The sequence below is a fragment of the Nonomuraea sp. NPDC003214 genome (genome assembly GCF_053590035.1).
Map to the genome: position 1 here is coordinate 874,776 of NZ_JBSFSX010000001.1, position 14,490 is coordinate 889,265.

15 protein-coding genes are annotated in these 14,490 nt (G+C 71.2%); 5 read left to right on the forward strand and 10 right to left on the reverse strand.

All coding sequences use genetic code 11. The annotated features are described in order from the left end of the window. Positions 1-19: 19 nt before the first annotated feature. Positions 20-1,993 carry a protein kinase domain-containing protein gene (locus ACWDXC_RS04000; RefSeq protein WP_449977814.1) on the reverse strand — a complete coding sequence of 658 codons (1,974 nt, stop codon included), beginning with the start codon at positions 1,991-1,993 and terminating at the stop codon, positions 20-22. Positions 1,994-2,117: 124 nt separating this feature from the next. Between ACWDXC_RS04000 and ACWDXC_RS04005 the strand changes: the two genes are divergently transcribed. Together ACWDXC_RS04005 and ACWDXC_RS04010 are read left to right on the forward strand one after the other, a co-directional pair. Further along, positions 2,118-2,693, forward strand: coding sequence for an SMI1/KNR4 family protein (locus tag ACWDXC_RS04005; RefSeq protein ID WP_449977817.1), 576 nt, complete (start codon positions 2,118-2,120; stop codon positions 2,691-2,693). After that, positions 2,636-3,049 (forward strand): hypothetical protein, encoded by a 414-nt coding sequence (locus ACWDXC_RS04010; protein WP_449977820.1) that lies wholly within the window; start codon positions 2,636-2,638, stop codon positions 3,047-3,049. The genes ACWDXC_RS04005 and ACWDXC_RS04010 overlap by 58 nt, the downstream gene beginning before the upstream one ends. Here the strand turns inward: ACWDXC_RS04010 and ACWDXC_RS04015 are convergent. From ACWDXC_RS04015 to ACWDXC_RS04025, 3 genes are all read right to left on the reverse strand, one after another. Next, on the reverse strand, positions 3,021-3,953 hold the full coding sequence (locus tag ACWDXC_RS04015) for a DUF5996 family protein (RefSeq protein ID WP_449977822.1): 933 nt from the start codon (positions 3,951-3,953) through the stop codon (positions 3,021-3,023). The two genes, ACWDXC_RS04010 and ACWDXC_RS04015, sit on opposite strands and share 29 nt — an antisense overlap. A 28-nt stretch (positions 3,954-3,981) precedes the next feature. Beyond that, complete coding sequence (locus ACWDXC_RS04020) at positions 3,982-4,458, reverse strand: hypothetical protein (RefSeq protein ID WP_449977824.1); 477 nt, start codon at positions 4,456-4,458, stop codon at positions 3,982-3,984. A gap of 67 nt (positions 4,459-4,525) precedes the next feature. Next, a complete protein-coding gene (locus tag ACWDXC_RS04025; RefSeq protein ID WP_449977826.1) occupies positions 4,526-4,792 on the reverse strand; it encodes a hypothetical protein in 267 nt (88 codons plus the stop codon). A 3-nt stretch (positions 4,793-4,795) separates the two neighbouring features. On the opposite strand from ACWDXC_RS04025, the gene ACWDXC_RS04030 reads away from it, so the two are divergent. Continuing rightward, complete coding sequence (locus ACWDXC_RS04030) at positions 4,796-6,148, forward strand: hypothetical protein (protein WP_449977829.1); 1,353 nt, start codon at positions 4,796-4,798, stop codon at positions 6,146-6,148. Beyond that, positions 6,145-7,143 (forward strand): hypothetical protein, encoded by a 999-nt coding sequence (locus tag ACWDXC_RS04035; RefSeq protein WP_449977832.1) that lies wholly within the window; start codon positions 6,145-6,147, stop codon positions 7,141-7,143. Before ACWDXC_RS04030 ends, ACWDXC_RS04035 begins: the two co-directional genes overlap by 4 nt. Here the strand turns inward: ACWDXC_RS04035 and ACWDXC_RS04040 are convergent. From ACWDXC_RS04040 to ACWDXC_RS04055, 4 genes are all read right to left on the reverse strand, one after another. Further along, a complete protein-coding gene (locus tag ACWDXC_RS04040; protein WP_449977835.1) occupies positions 7,118-8,119 on the reverse strand; it encodes a polysaccharide deacetylase family protein in 1,002 nt (333 codons plus the stop codon). The genes ACWDXC_RS04035 and ACWDXC_RS04040 overlap by 26 nt on opposite strands. Before the next feature lie 141 nt (positions 8,120-8,260). Beyond that, entirely contained in the window at positions 8,261-9,475 is a 1,215-nt protein-coding gene (locus tag ACWDXC_RS04045; RefSeq protein ID WP_364173467.1) for an NADP-dependent isocitrate dehydrogenase, read from the reverse strand. Positions 9,476-9,528: 53 nt separating this feature from the next. Continuing rightward, positions 9,529-9,825 (reverse strand): DUF3017 domain-containing protein, encoded by a 297-nt coding sequence (locus ACWDXC_RS04050; RefSeq protein WP_219500691.1) that lies wholly within the window; start codon positions 9,823-9,825, stop codon positions 9,529-9,531. Between the two features lie 10 nt (positions 9,826-9,835). Continuing rightward, entirely contained in the window at positions 9,836-10,957 is a 1,122-nt protein-coding gene (locus tag ACWDXC_RS04055) for a citrate/2-methylcitrate synthase (protein ID WP_357584245.1), read from the reverse strand. A 181-nt stretch (positions 10,958-11,138) separates the two neighbouring features. Here ACWDXC_RS04055 and ACWDXC_RS04060 point away from each other — a divergent pair, with 181 nt between their 5' ends. Next, complete coding sequence (locus tag ACWDXC_RS04060) at positions 11,139-11,780, forward strand: FHA domain-containing protein (RefSeq protein WP_219500688.1); 642 nt, start codon at positions 11,139-11,141, stop codon at positions 11,778-11,780. On the opposite strand, the gene ACWDXC_RS04065 is transcribed toward ACWDXC_RS04060, so the two are convergent. Together ACWDXC_RS04065 and ACWDXC_RS04070 are read right to left on the reverse strand one after the other, a co-directional pair. Next, positions 11,754-12,875 (reverse strand): anhydro-N-acetylmuramic acid kinase, encoded by a 1,122-nt coding sequence (locus ACWDXC_RS04065; RefSeq protein ID WP_449977840.1) that lies wholly within the window; start codon positions 12,873-12,875, stop codon positions 11,754-11,756. The genes ACWDXC_RS04060 and ACWDXC_RS04065 overlap by 27 nt on opposite strands. 4 nt (positions 12,876-12,879) lie before the next feature. After that, positions 12,880-14,409: a glycoside hydrolase family 10 protein gene (locus ACWDXC_RS04070; protein ID WP_219500682.1), complete on the reverse strand. Its 1,530-nt coding sequence runs from the start codon at positions 14,407-14,409 to the stop codon at positions 12,880-12,882. Between the last annotated feature and the right edge of the window lie 81 nt (positions 14,410-14,490).

Below are 14,490 nucleotides of genomic sequence, written 5' to 3' on the forward strand. Positions count from 1 at the left end.
TTCGGACTCTACCCGGTCGTCATCCGCAGTCATTCATCGCGGGCACCTTCGACTGCGTGGCGAAGTCCACGGTGCCGAAATGGCGGCCCAGCAGCTTGTGGATCGCCTTGGTCCGGTACAGGTCGGCGATCACTCCGTTGATCGCCTTGCACGTCCTGACGTCGCCCTTCCTGAGGCCGACCGCGTAGCGCTCCGGGTCGTCGAGCCTCGCGCCCAGCACCTTGTAGCGCTGGCTCTCGCGCGCGGCGAACCCGGCCAGGATCAGGTCCTCGCCGGGCACCGCGTCGATCGCGCCGCTGCGCAGCAGGTCCATGCACTCGGCGTAGTTGCCCGCCGGCACCGACTCGACCTCCACCTTGTCCTGCACCATGCCGACCGTCGGGCTGTTGATCCCGCAGACCCTCTTGCCCTTCAGGTCGGACAGGGCGGCGATCCGCCCCTTGCGCACCAGCACGTCCTGGTAGGCCAGGTAGTACGGTCCGGCGAACGTCACGTCGTCGGCATCGGAGATCGAATAGGTCGCCACCACCAGGTCCACGCCGCCCTCGGCCAGCTCCCGCGCCCTGCTCCCCCGCGAGACCGCCACGAACTCCGTCTGCTTCGCGCCGAGCTTGGCCGCGATCTCCCTGGCCAGGTCCACGTCGAACCCCTCGAACCCGCCGTCACGCAGCAGCCCGATCCCCGGCAGGTCGGCCTTCACCCCGATCACGATCTTGCCGGTCCTGCCGACCTTGTCCATCACCGACGCGTACGCCTCCGGCGGCTTGCCGCTGCCCTCGGCCGGGTCGGGGCCCAGCTCGCCCAGCGCCACCGGCCAGCCCTTCCACACGACCGCCGCGACGGCCGCCGCCACCAGCACCAGCGCACCGGCCAGCATCGCCCACCGGGCCCCGCGCCTGCCCCGCGCCGGCGCCCCGCCGTCCACGGGGAGCTGGAACGCGCCACTGCCCGTCCCCCCGCCCTCCGGGCGCGGCGGACTCTCGGCCACCCCAGCACTTTCGGCCCCGTGGTACGCGACCTCCCCCGACGGCGCCGCGCCGGCGTGGCTCGTACCGGATGTCCGCACGGCGCTCGCCGGCGCGGCCGTGACGCCCGTGGTGCGTGACACGCGCATGAACGGCGTCGTGTCGTCGCTGGCCACCTGCACGCCCCGGTTGAGCACGTCCGTGGACGCCCCCACGTGCTCCGGCTGCCCGAGCAGCCGCAGCAGGATCTGGTCCGCCGACGGCCGCTCGCCCGGCGACTTGGCCAGCGCCGACCGCACCACCCCGCGCAGCGGCTCGGGCAGCATCCCCACGTCCACCTCGTGGTTGAGGATCTTGTTGAGCACCGTCGCGATGGAGTTGCCGTCGAACACCGACTGCCCGGTGGCCGCGAACGCGATCGTCGCCCCCCAGGCGAACACGTCCGTGTAAGGCCCGACGTCGTCGCCGGCGATCTGCTCGGGCGCCATGTAGGCGGGGGTCCCGATGGCCCGGCTGGTGATGGTCCCCGTCGAGTCGATGATCCGGGCGATGCCGAAGTCGACCACGCGCGGCCCGTCGGAGGCGATCAGCACGTTGTCGGGCTTGAGGTCGCGGTGCACGATCGAGGCGTGGTGGATCGCGACCAGCGCGGTCGCGGTGCCGATGGCCAGCCGGTCCAGCACGGTCCCGCGCAGCGGCCCGTCGCTCTCGACGAGCTCGCGCAGCGGCCGCCCGTCGATGTACTCGCTGGCGATGTACGGGGTGTCGCCGTCGAGGTCGGCCTCCATCACCCGCGCCGTGCAGAACGACGCCACCCGCTGCGCCGCCTTCAGCTCCCGCGCGAAGCGCGACCTGGCGACCGTGTCGCCGCTGAACTTCACGTGCAGCAGCTTGACCGCCGCCTGCTCCCCCGCGTCGTTGACGCCCAGGTAGACGACGCCCTGGCCGCCCTCGCCGATGCGCCCGGACAGCCGGAACGATCCCAGCTGGGTGGGATCACCGGCGACCAGCGGCGACATCTGCGGCATTCGTCTTCCCCACGTGTGCACAAAGCCCGACGACGCAAACTTTACGACGCCCAGGAAGTTTCCAGAGAACTGTTAAGGCTTCGTGACGTCAGGAATGTCGGCGCCATCTGCTGGGATGCCGCTCATGGACCGTCACGGCTGGAAGCCCTTCCTGGAGCGGTGGAGCGACGAATGGCGGATCGCCAACCCTCCCGCCGACCCCGCCGCGCCCTCCTGGCTGGGGTTCGATCCGGCCTCCGAGGCCGAGGTGGCCGCCCTGGAGGCCCGGCTGGGGCGCACGCTGCCGCCGTCGTACCGGGAGTTCCTTCTGGTCACCGACGGCTGGACGCACGCGGGCCCGTTCGTGTGGCGGCTGCGCGGCACCGGGGAGATCGGCTGGCTGCGCGACCTGGAGCCGCACCTGATCGGCGAGGACGAGGACGACCTGCTCGCCCGGTCGCTGCTGGTGTCGCTGGAGGCCGACGCCGGCGTCGTCTTCCTCGATCCGGACGACGTCGACGAGCACGGCGAGTGGGCGGCCTACGACGAGTTCTCGTGGACGGCGATGGGCCCGGTGCGGCACGCCTCCTTCCACGCGCAGATGTACGACTTCTACGCGGGCTTCCACAGCCTGGACCGGCCCGACTGCGAGACCCGGCGCGAGTGGGACGCCAGCGTCGAGCGGGCCCGGCCGGCTGGGAGGCCGACCCCGTCCTGCTGAGCGGCGAGATCCTGCCGCTGTTGCGTGCCGAGCACGCGCGGACGCCGCAGTGGCGGAGCTCCACGCTCGACGGTCTCCGCCAGCGGGGCGCCGGCCCGGTCAAGGAGCTGATCGGGGCGGCGGGCCAGGCCCCGCTCCGCTACGGCGTGCCGGAGTTCGACGCGGCGGTGCGGGCCGTCGACTGGTCGGCGGCGGACGCCTGGCCCCGGCTGAAGGAGGCGCTGGCGCTGTGGCGGCCGCTGACGGACGACCACGTCGCCCCGGTGAGCCTGCTGGCCGATCCGCGCATCGCGCCGCTGATCACGCCGGAGCGGGGCCGGGAGATCCTCACGGTGTGTCGAGGCACGGGTCAGTGACGCCGCCGGGGCTGGCCAGCTCGTCCTCGGGCAGGCGGGTCAGCTTCGCCCCGGCCTGGTAGGCGCTTTCGAAGAAGTCCAGCACGGTCGACACCGGGTCGTCGGCGGCCCGGACGTCGTCGTAGCGCAGCACCGCCAGGTGGCTGCCCCGGGCCGGGAGCCATTCGGCCCGCTCCGGCCGCAGCGGCTCCCGTTCCAGCCCGTCGGGCTCGGGCGCGGTGTAGGAGTAGAACGCCGGCCAGGGCCGCTCGTCGTCGCCGAACCAGAAGCCGGAGCTGATGACCTCCCAGCTGTACGCCTCCCGGGTGACGGGGTCGACGTCGGGGGAGGCGCCCACGATCTTGCCGGTGAACCGGGTGACCGCGATGTCGAAGGTGTGCCAGAAGTGGTGCACCGGGCTGGTCTTGCCGCAGAACCCGGCGGCGAAGCGGTCGAGCACCTGCGCGACCTGTGACAGGACGCGCCAGTAGCGGTTGGCGAGCGCGGGGTCGTAGGAGGCGTGCGCGGTGTCCTCGGCGAACGGCGTGCTGTCGCCCAGGTCGAACGGCACCGCCAGGATGTCGGGCCGGATGCCGAACCGGTCCAGCGTCGCGAACAGCTCCTCGTAGAACGACGCCACGGACTGCCCCACCAGGCTGAACTCGGCGCTGCGCCCGTCGAGCACGTCCACGACGAGCCGGTGCCTGACGAAGTCGAAGTCGATGCAGAACAGCGGCAGCTCCCCCATCCCGCCCATCGGCCGGGTGGTGAGCCCCCGTCCGGTGAGGTGGAACGGGATCGACCACCAGTGGTTACGCCGGGTCGCCGAGACCAGCCGCACCTTGCCCACGATCTGGGCGAAGCGGTGGATGGTCTCCTTGGTGTCGGCCCACTCCTCAAGCGGCATAGCCGGAAACAACTCCATGTCGCCCATAGTATTCATACCACTACATCTAGTCATAGCAGGCCCGATGTACGGCCCGGAGTTGCCAGGGTTCGCCGAGCGAGTTCCCGGGCGGCACCACGTCGGTGGTCACGCTTGCCCACCAGTGCTCGACCCGGAACACGATCGCGGCCGGCTCCTCGGCGATGACGGCGGCCGCGCAGTCGGTCACCTCCAGCTTGAGATCCAGCCGCACGCTGCCGCGCCCCGGGACGGTGTACGGGAACGGGCGGCCATCGCCTTCCTTGATCGCGAGGAGGTCCAGTCCGGGGCCCCGCAGCCCGACGCCGGTGATCGTGACGGGCAGCCAGCCCTCGTTGACGATGGTCGGCGACGCGTCGATGCCGGAGCGGAACCGCCGGCCGTGGTCGTCGAGGGTCGACAAGGCGCTGCCCACTTCGCTCACGCTGCTCGCCTTCTGGACCAGGAGCGGCGTCACCAGCCCGCTGAACCAGATCGCGCCAACCGCCACCGCCGCGAGCGGCACCCAGATTCCCGCCCACCTGACCCGTTTTCCCATTATTGATCCCCCTGTCAGCCGAAAGTGCATTCTGCTACTTTTCCCGGGTGGTGAACGGCAGTTGCTGACGACATTTCTTCTGGCGACGGCGGTCGGGGGCGCGCTGGCCATGCGGAATCCCCGCGTTTCCGGGGAGCGGGCCGAATTCTTCGCACGTCACGCCGCGATCGAGGCGAATCCGGCCGACCTCGACCGGATCTGCCATTACCTCGCCGTACGCGACCGTTACACGGTGGCGGGAATCGGCGCGTGCATAGTCTTCGCTTTCGCCGGCGAAAACTCCTTTCTCAGCGTTCTCCATTCGGTGGCGGCCGGCTGGTTCGTCGGCATGCTCGCCGCCGCCGCGTTCCTGGCGCGCGACGGCGGCGGCGTGCTGGAGGTCCTGCCGCAGTCGCTCACGCTCATGTGGCGGGCCGCCGCCGTGATCGCCTCGGCGGTCGCCCTGGCGGCCGTGCTGCGCTCGTTCCGGCACGAGGTGCCGATCGAGCAGCGGTTCTGGGCGGTCGTCACGCTCGCCGTCGTGCTCGCCGTCCACGCGCTCCTCACGCGGCTGCGGGCGCGGCCCGGCGACCGGGCCGGGGCGGCGCTGCGCGCCGGCGCGGCGCGTCACCTGGCCGCGTCCGGCGTCGTCGTGGCGCTGTGGACCGCGCCGGGCAGCGGCCTGCCCCGCCTGTCCGGCTCGGCGGAGGTGGTGCGGCTCGCGATCATGTACGGCCTGCCGCTCCTGACGGTAATCCTGGCCGCGGTGGACACCTCGGCGGCGGCGCCGCGCCCGCGCGCCCGCCCCTGGCCGGCGGTGACGGCGCTGCTGCTCGCCGGCGGCCTCGCCCTCCTGCCGTACGGGAACCCCGGCCCGCCGGTTCCGTTCACCGGTAAAGGGTCCCGGGACGTGCTCGCACACGCCGTCTTCGCGACCCCCGCGCAGGACGCCCCCGGCTGGCACCTGTACGACGCGACCGGTTACGGCATCCTGCTGCCCGAGGCGCGCGACGACGAGGGGGCGCCGTTCGCGCTCAGCGGCGACGGGAGCCGCGCCGTCTACCTGGACCGCGACACCGGCCGGATGATGCTCGCCGGGCTGCGGGGCGACCTGCTGCACCCGCTCACGGAGCCGGTGTCGCCGACGGACCTCCCGGAGCCGACGCTGTCCCGCGACGGCCGCTACGTGAGCCTGACGACCGACGGCGGCGGGACGGAGGTCGTCGACTCGGCCACCGGAGAGCGGGTCCACCTGCCGGAGGTCCGCCGCGTGCTGGGGCTCGGCCCCTACGGGATGATCGCCACCACCGGCCGCCGCGCGTTCACCGTCGCCCCCGACACCGAGCTGCTGACGCTCGGCCCGCGGGGCGAGGTCCGCACCCGGGCCGCCTTCGACCCCACGCTGCGGCCGCTGGCCTCCCCCGACGGGCGGAGGCTGGCGCTCGTGACCGACGACGAGGTGCTGACCATGAACCCGCGCACCGGCCTGGTCAGCGACCGGGCCCCGCTGCGCCTCCCCGAGCACGAGGAGCCGCCGGTCCCGCTGGGCTGGGCCGAGGACGGGCGCCTGCTGATCGAGCTCGCCGACGCCGGCCACTTCCTGGTCGCCCTGGACACCGGCAGGAGCGAACCCGTCGAGGACCTGCCCGCCGGCTCGGTCCCGGGCAGGATCGCATGAGGCTCGCCGCGGTGGTCGCCGCCGCCGTCCTGGCCGTGGCCTGGCTGCTCACGCCGCTGTGGGCCCGAGGCCCCGTCACGTTCCTCCGGCCGGAGTCCGGGCAGGACGTCCGTCCGGTGCAGGAGCTGCGCGGCCCGCTGCCCGCGCCCGTGCGGTACGCGTACCGGCCCGTCTGCGACGAGCCCACGGCGGCCTGCCGGCACTGGACCCTGGTGACCACGACCGGCGAGCGCTGGTGGGTGCCCGGCGCCGGCGCCGGCGACGACGGGATCACGCTCAGCCGGGACGGCAGGCGGCTGGCGTACCTGCGGGACCGTCACCTGACCCTCAGGGATCTGACCGCCGGGACCGTCAAGCGGATCCGGGTCAGGAAGGAGGGCCACCCTGCCTTCTTCCGCGACGGCCGCCACCTGCTCGTCCGGGACGCCTCACTGATCGTCGACGTCGAGCGCGGCAGAACGCGCCGGCTGAAGGGCCCAGGCCGGGTGGCCGGCTGGACCGCCGAGGGCGTCGTGCTGGCCACGTCGAGGAACAGCCGCGCGCCCGGTCATCTCACGGCCGTCACGTACACCGTCCACTCGCCGGAAGGCGAGGCGGTGCGGCGGGCCGAGCTGCCCGGCAACCTGGACGGCGCCGCGCCGTCCCCGTCCGGGCGCGCGCTGGCGGTGGTCCCGGACGAGGTGACACGGCACGGCAGGGCCGCCCGCGCCGTGGTGCTGATCGATCCGGCGACGCGCGCGGCCACCAGGACCGTGACGCCGCGCCTGCCCGCCGGATGGCGGGCCGAGGAGATCGTGCGCTGGGAGGACGAGGACACCCTCGTCCTCCGGGCGACCGGCCCCTGGAACGAGGACGCCTACCACGTGCTCGACCTGGCCACCGGTGACGCCGGCCGCCTCTCCATCACCGTGCCGGGCGTCACCGACGAGCTCCTGAACCCGGCGAACCTGATCGTCGAGATCGGCGACGTCAGTACGGCAGGGCGTACGTCTTGAACAGCTGGCGCAGGAACGGCGCCTTGAACTTGGGGTACGCCACGGTCGACACGTCGCCATCCGAGGTGTAACGCATGTCCGGGTTGGCCTTGAGCCAGTCGAGCCAGGCCGTCGAGCAGAACTGGGCGCAGTCGCCCTTCTTGTCCATGGCCCTGATGCGCGGGATGCCCAGCGGCTCGAACGAGCGGCTGAACGGCGAGGCGGAGGGCGTGTAGCCGGCCAGGAAGACGCCCGCGTGCTTGTAGCCGTCGCCGCGCGCGGCCCACTCCTTCTTGTTCGGCTGGTTGCCGTACGGCAGGGCGATCGTGACCGGCTTGACCTGCGCCAGCGCGGCGATCTCCTTGCCGATGGAGCCGATCTGCTCCTCGACCTGCTTGTGCGTGCGCCCGCGCAGGTTGTGGTGGTCGCGGGTGTGGTTGCCGATGTCGAAGCCGTTGTTCTTCAGCCACAGGAGCATCTGGGCCTGCTCCTCGCGGCCGGTCTTGCCGAACATGTCGCGGGTGACGTAGAAGGTGGCGACGGGGCGGAAGCCGGGGTGCTTGGCGGCGACCTCCTGGAGGATCGCGACCGCGGTGCCGGGCTTGGGCGCGCCGGTGCCGTCCAGCGTGAGCTGGGAGGGCGAGGAGTCGTCGAACGTGAGCACCACCGGGTGCTTGCCCGCCGGGATGTCGATCTTCCCGGTGACCATCTCGGCCGCGGTGATGGGCACGTACCCGTCCTTGACCAGCCGTTCGAGGTCGGCGCGGAACTGCGCCGGGGTGCGGTCGTCGGTGGTGGCGGGCTTGTCGACGATGCGGTGCCACATGAGGACCGGGATCTGGCCGAGCTCGTTGGCCTTGGCCTTCGCGGCGGCGGCGACCTTGGCCGCCTTGGTCTTCTGCAGCTTGGCGGCGGCCTCCGCCTTGGTGTCCTTGACCTGGGCGACGGGCTCCGAGCCGCATCCGGCCACGATCGCAGCGACTGCGACCACACCCACGCCACTGATGAAACGCAGTCGCATTCGAACCCCCCGATGCGTGCACGACTGTTACGGGAGGCTCGTACCCTGCACTGCGCCAAGAGATGGTCTCGACATGCGAAAAGGGCCGCCCGGAGGCGGCCCCTTCACGTGCGATGGTCAGGCCATCTTCTTCTTCAGGTTCTCGTCCAGCGCCGCCAGGAAGTCCTGGGTGGTCAGCCACTTGGCGTCGCCGCCGACGAGGAGCGCGAGGTCCTTGGTCATCTGGCCGCCCTCGACGGTCTCGATGCAGACCTGCTCCAGCTTGTTCGCGAACTCCGTCACCGCCGGGGTGTTGTCCAGCTTGCCGCGGTGGGCCAGGCCACGGGTCCACGCGAAGATCGAGGCGATCGGGTTCGTGGAGGTGGGCTTGCCCTGCTGGTGCTGGCGGTAGTGCCGGGTGACGGTGCCGTGGGCGGCCTCGGCCTCGACGGTGCGGCCGTCGGGGGACATCAGGACCGAGGTCATCAGGCCGAGCGAGCCGAAGCCCTGCGCGACCGTGTCGGACTGGACGTCGCCGTCGTAGTTCTTGCACGCCCAGACGTAGCCGCCCTCCCACTTGAGCGAGGCGGCGACCATGTCGTCGATGAGGCGGTGCTCGTAGGTGAGCCCGGCCTTCTCGAAGTCGGCCTTGAACTCGCTCTCGTAGACCTCGGCGAAGATGTCCTTGAAGCGGCCGTCGTACGCCTTGAGGATGGTGTTCTTGGTCGACAGGTAGACCGGGTAGTTGCGGGCCAGGCCGTAGCGCATGGAGGCGCGGGCGAAGTCGCGGATCGACTCGTCCAGGTTGTACATGGCCATGGCGACGCCGCCGCCCGGGAAGTCGTACACGTCGAGCTCGATCGGCTCGGAGCCGTCCTTCGGCGTGTAGGTGAGGGTCAGCGTGCCCTCGCCGGGGATCTTGAGGTCGGTGGCGCGATACTGGTCGCCGAAGGCGTGACGGCCGACGACGATCGGCTTGGTCCAGCCGGGGACGAGCCGCGGCACGTTGGACATGATGATCGGCTCGCGGAAGATGACGCCGCCGAGGATGTTGCGGATGGTCCCGTTCGGGGACTTCCACATCTTCTTGAGCCCGAACTCCTCCACCCGAGCCTCGTCGGGGGTGATGGTGGCGCACTTCACGCCGACGCCGTACTTGTTGATGGCGTTGGCCGCGTCGATCGTGACCTGGTCGTCCGTGGCGTCGCGGTGCTCGATGCCGAGGTCGTAGTACTTCAGGTCGACATCGAGATAGGGAAGGATCAGCTGGTCCTTGATGAACTGCCAGATGATCCGGGTCATCTCGTCGCCGTCAAGCTCGACGACGGGGCCCTCCACCTTGATCTTGGGCATGCGAATGGTTCCCCTTCAATGAATGGATGCGTTGAGGCTATCGGACGGCCTCGTCAACGTGCGAAAAGGGACAGGATCAACGCTTTGAGCTCGTTGTTGTAGAGCAACAGCGAGGTCAGCACGAGGACGAACCCGAACAGTCCCAGCGTGATCACGTCGGTCTTCTTGCTGCGCACGGCCAGCGGCCCGCCGTAGCCGGCGAACCGCAGCGCGGCGCCGACCATGACGACGGCGCCCAGCGCGAACCCGCCCCACCGCGGGTCCACGAGGAAGACCAGCCCCACGCCGACGGCCGCACCCGCCAGGATCAGCGGGTACGGCCCCCAGTTCTCGCGCCTCGTGTCGCTCAACTGACGTCGCTCATCGCTCGTCGATCGGCTTCCATTTCTGGTCCGTCTCGCCGATGTATTCGCTGTCCGGGCGGATCAGGCGGTTGTCGGCATGCTGCTCGATGACGTGCGCCGTCCAGCCGGACATGCGGCTGATCGAGAAGACGGGGGTGAACAGGTCGGTCGGGATCCCAAGGTAGTGGTAGACCGAAGCGGCGTAGAAGTCGACGTTGGGGTAGAGCCCCTTCGACTCGAAGACGACCTCTTCCATCTCCTTGGACATCCGATAGTAAGTGTCGTCGCCGGTCGAGGCGGCCAGTTCTTCCGACATCCGCCGCAGGTGGGTCGCCCGCGGGTCCTCCGTCTTGTAGACGCGGTGCCCGAAGCCCATGATCTTCTCGCCGGCGGCGAGCTTGTCGCGGACGGCCTGGGCGACGCCGGACGGCTCGATGGACTCCAGCGTCTTCATGACCTGCTCGTTGGCGCCGCCGTGCAGCGGGCCCTTGAGCGTGCCGATGGCGGCGACGATGGCGGAGTGCATGTCCGAAAGCGTCGCGGCGCACACCCGGGCGGCGAACGTCGAGGCGTTCATGGTGTGGTCGGCGTGCAGCACCAGGCACTCGTCGAAGATCTCGACCGCGCGCTGGTCGGGGGTGCGGCCGGTGACCTGGAGCAGGAAGTTCGCGGCGATGCTGAGCGAAGGATCGGCCTCGATCGCCTGGGCGCCGGTGCGCGCCGCGTGGTAGCGGGCGATGAGCAGGCCCTGCTGCGCGGTGAGGCGGGCGGCCTTGCGCAGGTTCGCCTCGGGGCTGCTGGAGTCCTTGTCGGGGTCGTCGGCCCCGGCGAGCGAGACGAGGGTGCGCAGCGCCTCCATCGGTTTCTGCTTCTCGGCGATCTCGGAGATGTTCGCCGAGACCAGGCCGCCCAGCTCGCGGCCCCGCACCAGCTCCGCCGTGTACGCGTCGAGCTCGGCCCGGGTGGGCAGCTTGCCGCGTTGCAGCAGGTGTGCGGTCTCTTCGAACGTCGCGCGGCCGGCCAGGTCGTGGATGTCGTATCCGCGATAGAAGAGGCGACCGGCCTTCCCGTCGATGTCGCTGAGCGCTGTGGACGCGGCGACGACATCGGCAAGACCTTTGGTGGGCTTGTCCGCCATGAGTGTTTCCTCCGCTTATCTCCGCTCGAAGTCTACCCGTGAGCAGGCAAAACCGTCCGCAGAGGTCCAGACCAATTTCACGCGCGATTCTCCTTTCGGCAAAGGAGATTCCGCATCGCCACGTATGGGTAAGCCGGAGCTGTAGTAATAGTTACGGCGGGCTACCTGGGGAGGAACTGCCGTGGAGGGGCCGTTCATACGCATCGAGGACACCGGCGAGGTGGTCCCGTTGCGCCCCGAGATCACGACCGTGGGGAGGGGCCGGGGTGTGGACATCCGGCTCAGCGACCCCAGCGTGTCTCGGCTCCATGCCGAGTTCGTCAGGCGAGGACCCTACCTGTATGTCGTTGACCTGGGCCTGTCCCGCAACGGCACGCGGGTGAACGGCAGGCCGATCGCCCGGAGGGTGCTCGACGACGGCGACGTCGTCTCCTTCGGCGCGGCGCGCGGGCGCATCGGCGGAGTCCCCCGTGAGGACTTCGCCCCCGAGGTCGAGCTGCGCAGGGCCGCGGCGCCCGAGCTGACCAGGCGCGAGGTCGACGTGCTGACCTCGCTCTGCCGGCCGGCGCTGTCGGACGAGGCGTTCGTCGCCCCGGCCACCGCACGGGAGATCGCCGACGACCTGGTCGTGACCGAAGCCGCGGTCAAGCAGCACCTGCTGCGGCTGTATCAGAAGTTCAGGATCCCCGAAGGCACCAACCGGCGCACCCGCCTCGCCAACGAGGTCGTGGCGCTGGGCCTGGTGCGGCCGACCCCTGTGGTGCCACCACAGCGGTCGGGCGCCGCCACCGAGCCGTCAGCGGCGGGGCGCAGGGCTTCCTGAGAACCGGATCGCGACCGGGGCTTCGGCGAGGGGTTCCGGCAGCGTCAGCGGATCGGAACCCGGCGTGATCGTGCCCAGCACCCGCGCGCCGGTGGCGCCGGTGCAGCTGGGCACGGTGGCGGGCAGGCCGTGCGCGGTGAGCCAGCCGAACAGCGAGAAGGCGATCGCCTCCTTGCCGTCGGCCGGCACGCCGAGCTCGTCGCTGGTGACGAACTCGGCCTGCGACGCGCGGGCGCGGAGCATGCCCATCAGCGTGGGGTTGCGCGCCCCGCCGCCGGAGACGATCACGGTGTCGAGCCGGTGCCGGCGCACCTCGGCCGCCACCGTCTCGGCGGTCAGCGCGGTCAGCGTCGCCACCAGGTCCGCCTGCGGCAGCGCGGCCTTGACGTAGCCGGGAGTGAACAGCTCCTTGCCGGTGGACTTGGGCGGTTCCAGCCGGTAGTACGGCTCGGCGAGCAGCTCGCGCAGCAGGTTCTCGTCCACCGTGCCCGCCGCGCCCAGCTTCCCGTCCCTGTCGTACGGGGGCGCGGCGGCGTCGATGAGCGCGCAGGCGGGGCCGGTGTCGTAGGCGATGGCCGGGTCGCGCACGGTCAGGTTGGCGATGCCGCCCAGGTTCAGCGCCCCGGTGCGGCCCGGCAGCCCGGCCATGAGCAGCAGGTCCAGGTACGACACCAGGGGCGCGCCCTGGCCGCCTGCCGCCACGTCGCGCGCCCGTACGTCCGAGACCACCGGCACGCCGGTGCGCTCGGCGATCCAGGCGGGCTGGCCGAGCTGGAGCGTGCCGCGCACGCGGCCGTCCTCCACCCAGTGGAAGAGCGTCTGGCCGTGCGAGCAGACCAGGTCGGCCGCCGGCGCGCCGGCGGCCACCTCGGCGAACGCCTGGCCGATGAGCGTGTCGAGCGCGCAGACCTCGCCGAAGTCGACGCGGCCGGGCGGCAGCGCGGCCGCGATGCGCGCTCGCAGTTCGGGCGGGTACGGCCTCTCCCCGAGCTCGACGAGGGCGCCAGTGAGCACGCCGCCGTCGAGCGACCAGTCCACGAGGGCGCTGTCGATGCCGTCGTGGGACGTGCCGGAGATGAGGCCGAGAACCCGCATGGCGTCAGACCACCCGGAAGCCGCGGCTGGGCTCGCTGGTCCGGTTGGCCCGGTCGACCGCCACCGCGTAGTAGTGGTCGCCGCGCTTGCCCTCGGGGTCGACCCAGCGCACCTGCCGGTCGCCCGGCACGACGGCCACCAGGTGGCGGGCGTCGCCGAACGCCGAGGCGGAGGCCCGCTCCGGGAACCGGAAGATGGCGAACTGGAACGGCTCGTCCCGGCCCGTCGCCACCGCCCGCACCTCGACCCCGCCGTGGCGGCGCAGCGCGTAGGCCACCACCGGGCGGCGCGGCGCGGCGCCGTCGGCCAGCCTCGGCAGGACCGGGGCGAGCGCGGGGCGCGTGTAGTGGTCGGTCACGGCGGTGCTGATCGAGGTGACCCGGTCGGCGCGCAGGTCGTTGGCGTTGTACCAGATGTCGCCGCTGATCTCCGGGTGGTTCCGGTTGAGCGTGAGGTGGTCGGACAGCTCCTTCGGGTCCTGCCACTCGGGCGCCTGCGCGGGGTCGCCGGCCTTGTAGGCGGCCTGGCCGATCCACAGCAGCGTGCCGGTCCCGCTCGCCACGTCGGACCACCACGGCACCAGCTTGGAGTAGTCGGCCGGGGGCTGGCCGATGTACCAGTAGAGCTGCGGCGCGATGTAGTCCAGCCAGCCCTTCTTCACCCAGCCGCGGGTGTCGGCGTGCAGGTTGTCGTACGACTGGCCGCCGTTGGTCTCCGAGCCGAGCGGGTCGGTGCCCTTGTTGCGCCAGATGCCCGACGGGCTGATGCCCCAGGCGACCTCCGGCTTGACCTCGCGGACCCGCTGCTGCATCTCCGAGACCATGAGGTCGACGTTGTGCCGCCGCCAGCTCGCCAGGTCGGGGAAGCCGCCGCCGTACTGGGCGAACGCGGCGCTGTCGTCGAAGGCCGTGCTGTTGGTCGGGTAGAAGTAGTCGTCGAAGTGCAGGCCGTCGATGTCGTAGCGGGCCAGCGCGTCGAGCATCGCGTCCTGGCAGAACTTGCGCACCTCGGGCATGCCCGGGTTGTAGTAGAGCTTGCCGCCGAACGGCAGGATCCAGTCGGGGTGCTTGCGGCCGGGGTGGTCGGGGTGCAGCTTGGCCGGGTCGGCCTGCATCGACACCCGGTACGGGTTGAACCAGGCGTGGAAGGCCAGGCCGCGCTTGTGGGTCTCCTCTACGGCGAAGCCGAGCGGGTCGTAGCCGGGGTCCTGTCCCTGGGTGCCGGTCAGCCAGTGCGACCACGGCTCGAACGGCGACGGCCAGAACGCGTCGGCGGTCGGCCTGATCTGCACGAACACCGAGTTGAGCTTGCGCTCGACGGCCAGGTCGAGCCAGGCGAGGTATTCGGCCTTCTGCTCCTCGACGCTCAGGCCCTGCTTGGAGGGCCAGTTGATGTTGACCACGGAGGCGATCCACATGCCGCGCATCTGGCGCAGCGGTGGCACGTAGTCCGTGGCCGCGAACGCGGGCAGCGGCACGGCGGAAGCGGCGGCGGCGAGGGCGAGGCCCTTCAGGAGAGTCCGTCTGCTGGGCATGGGGGGTGGCCTCTCGGAAGTGGTTGTGTCTGGGGCGACGATGACAGAAAATTACCTTCAGATCAACAACTGTGAAGGAAA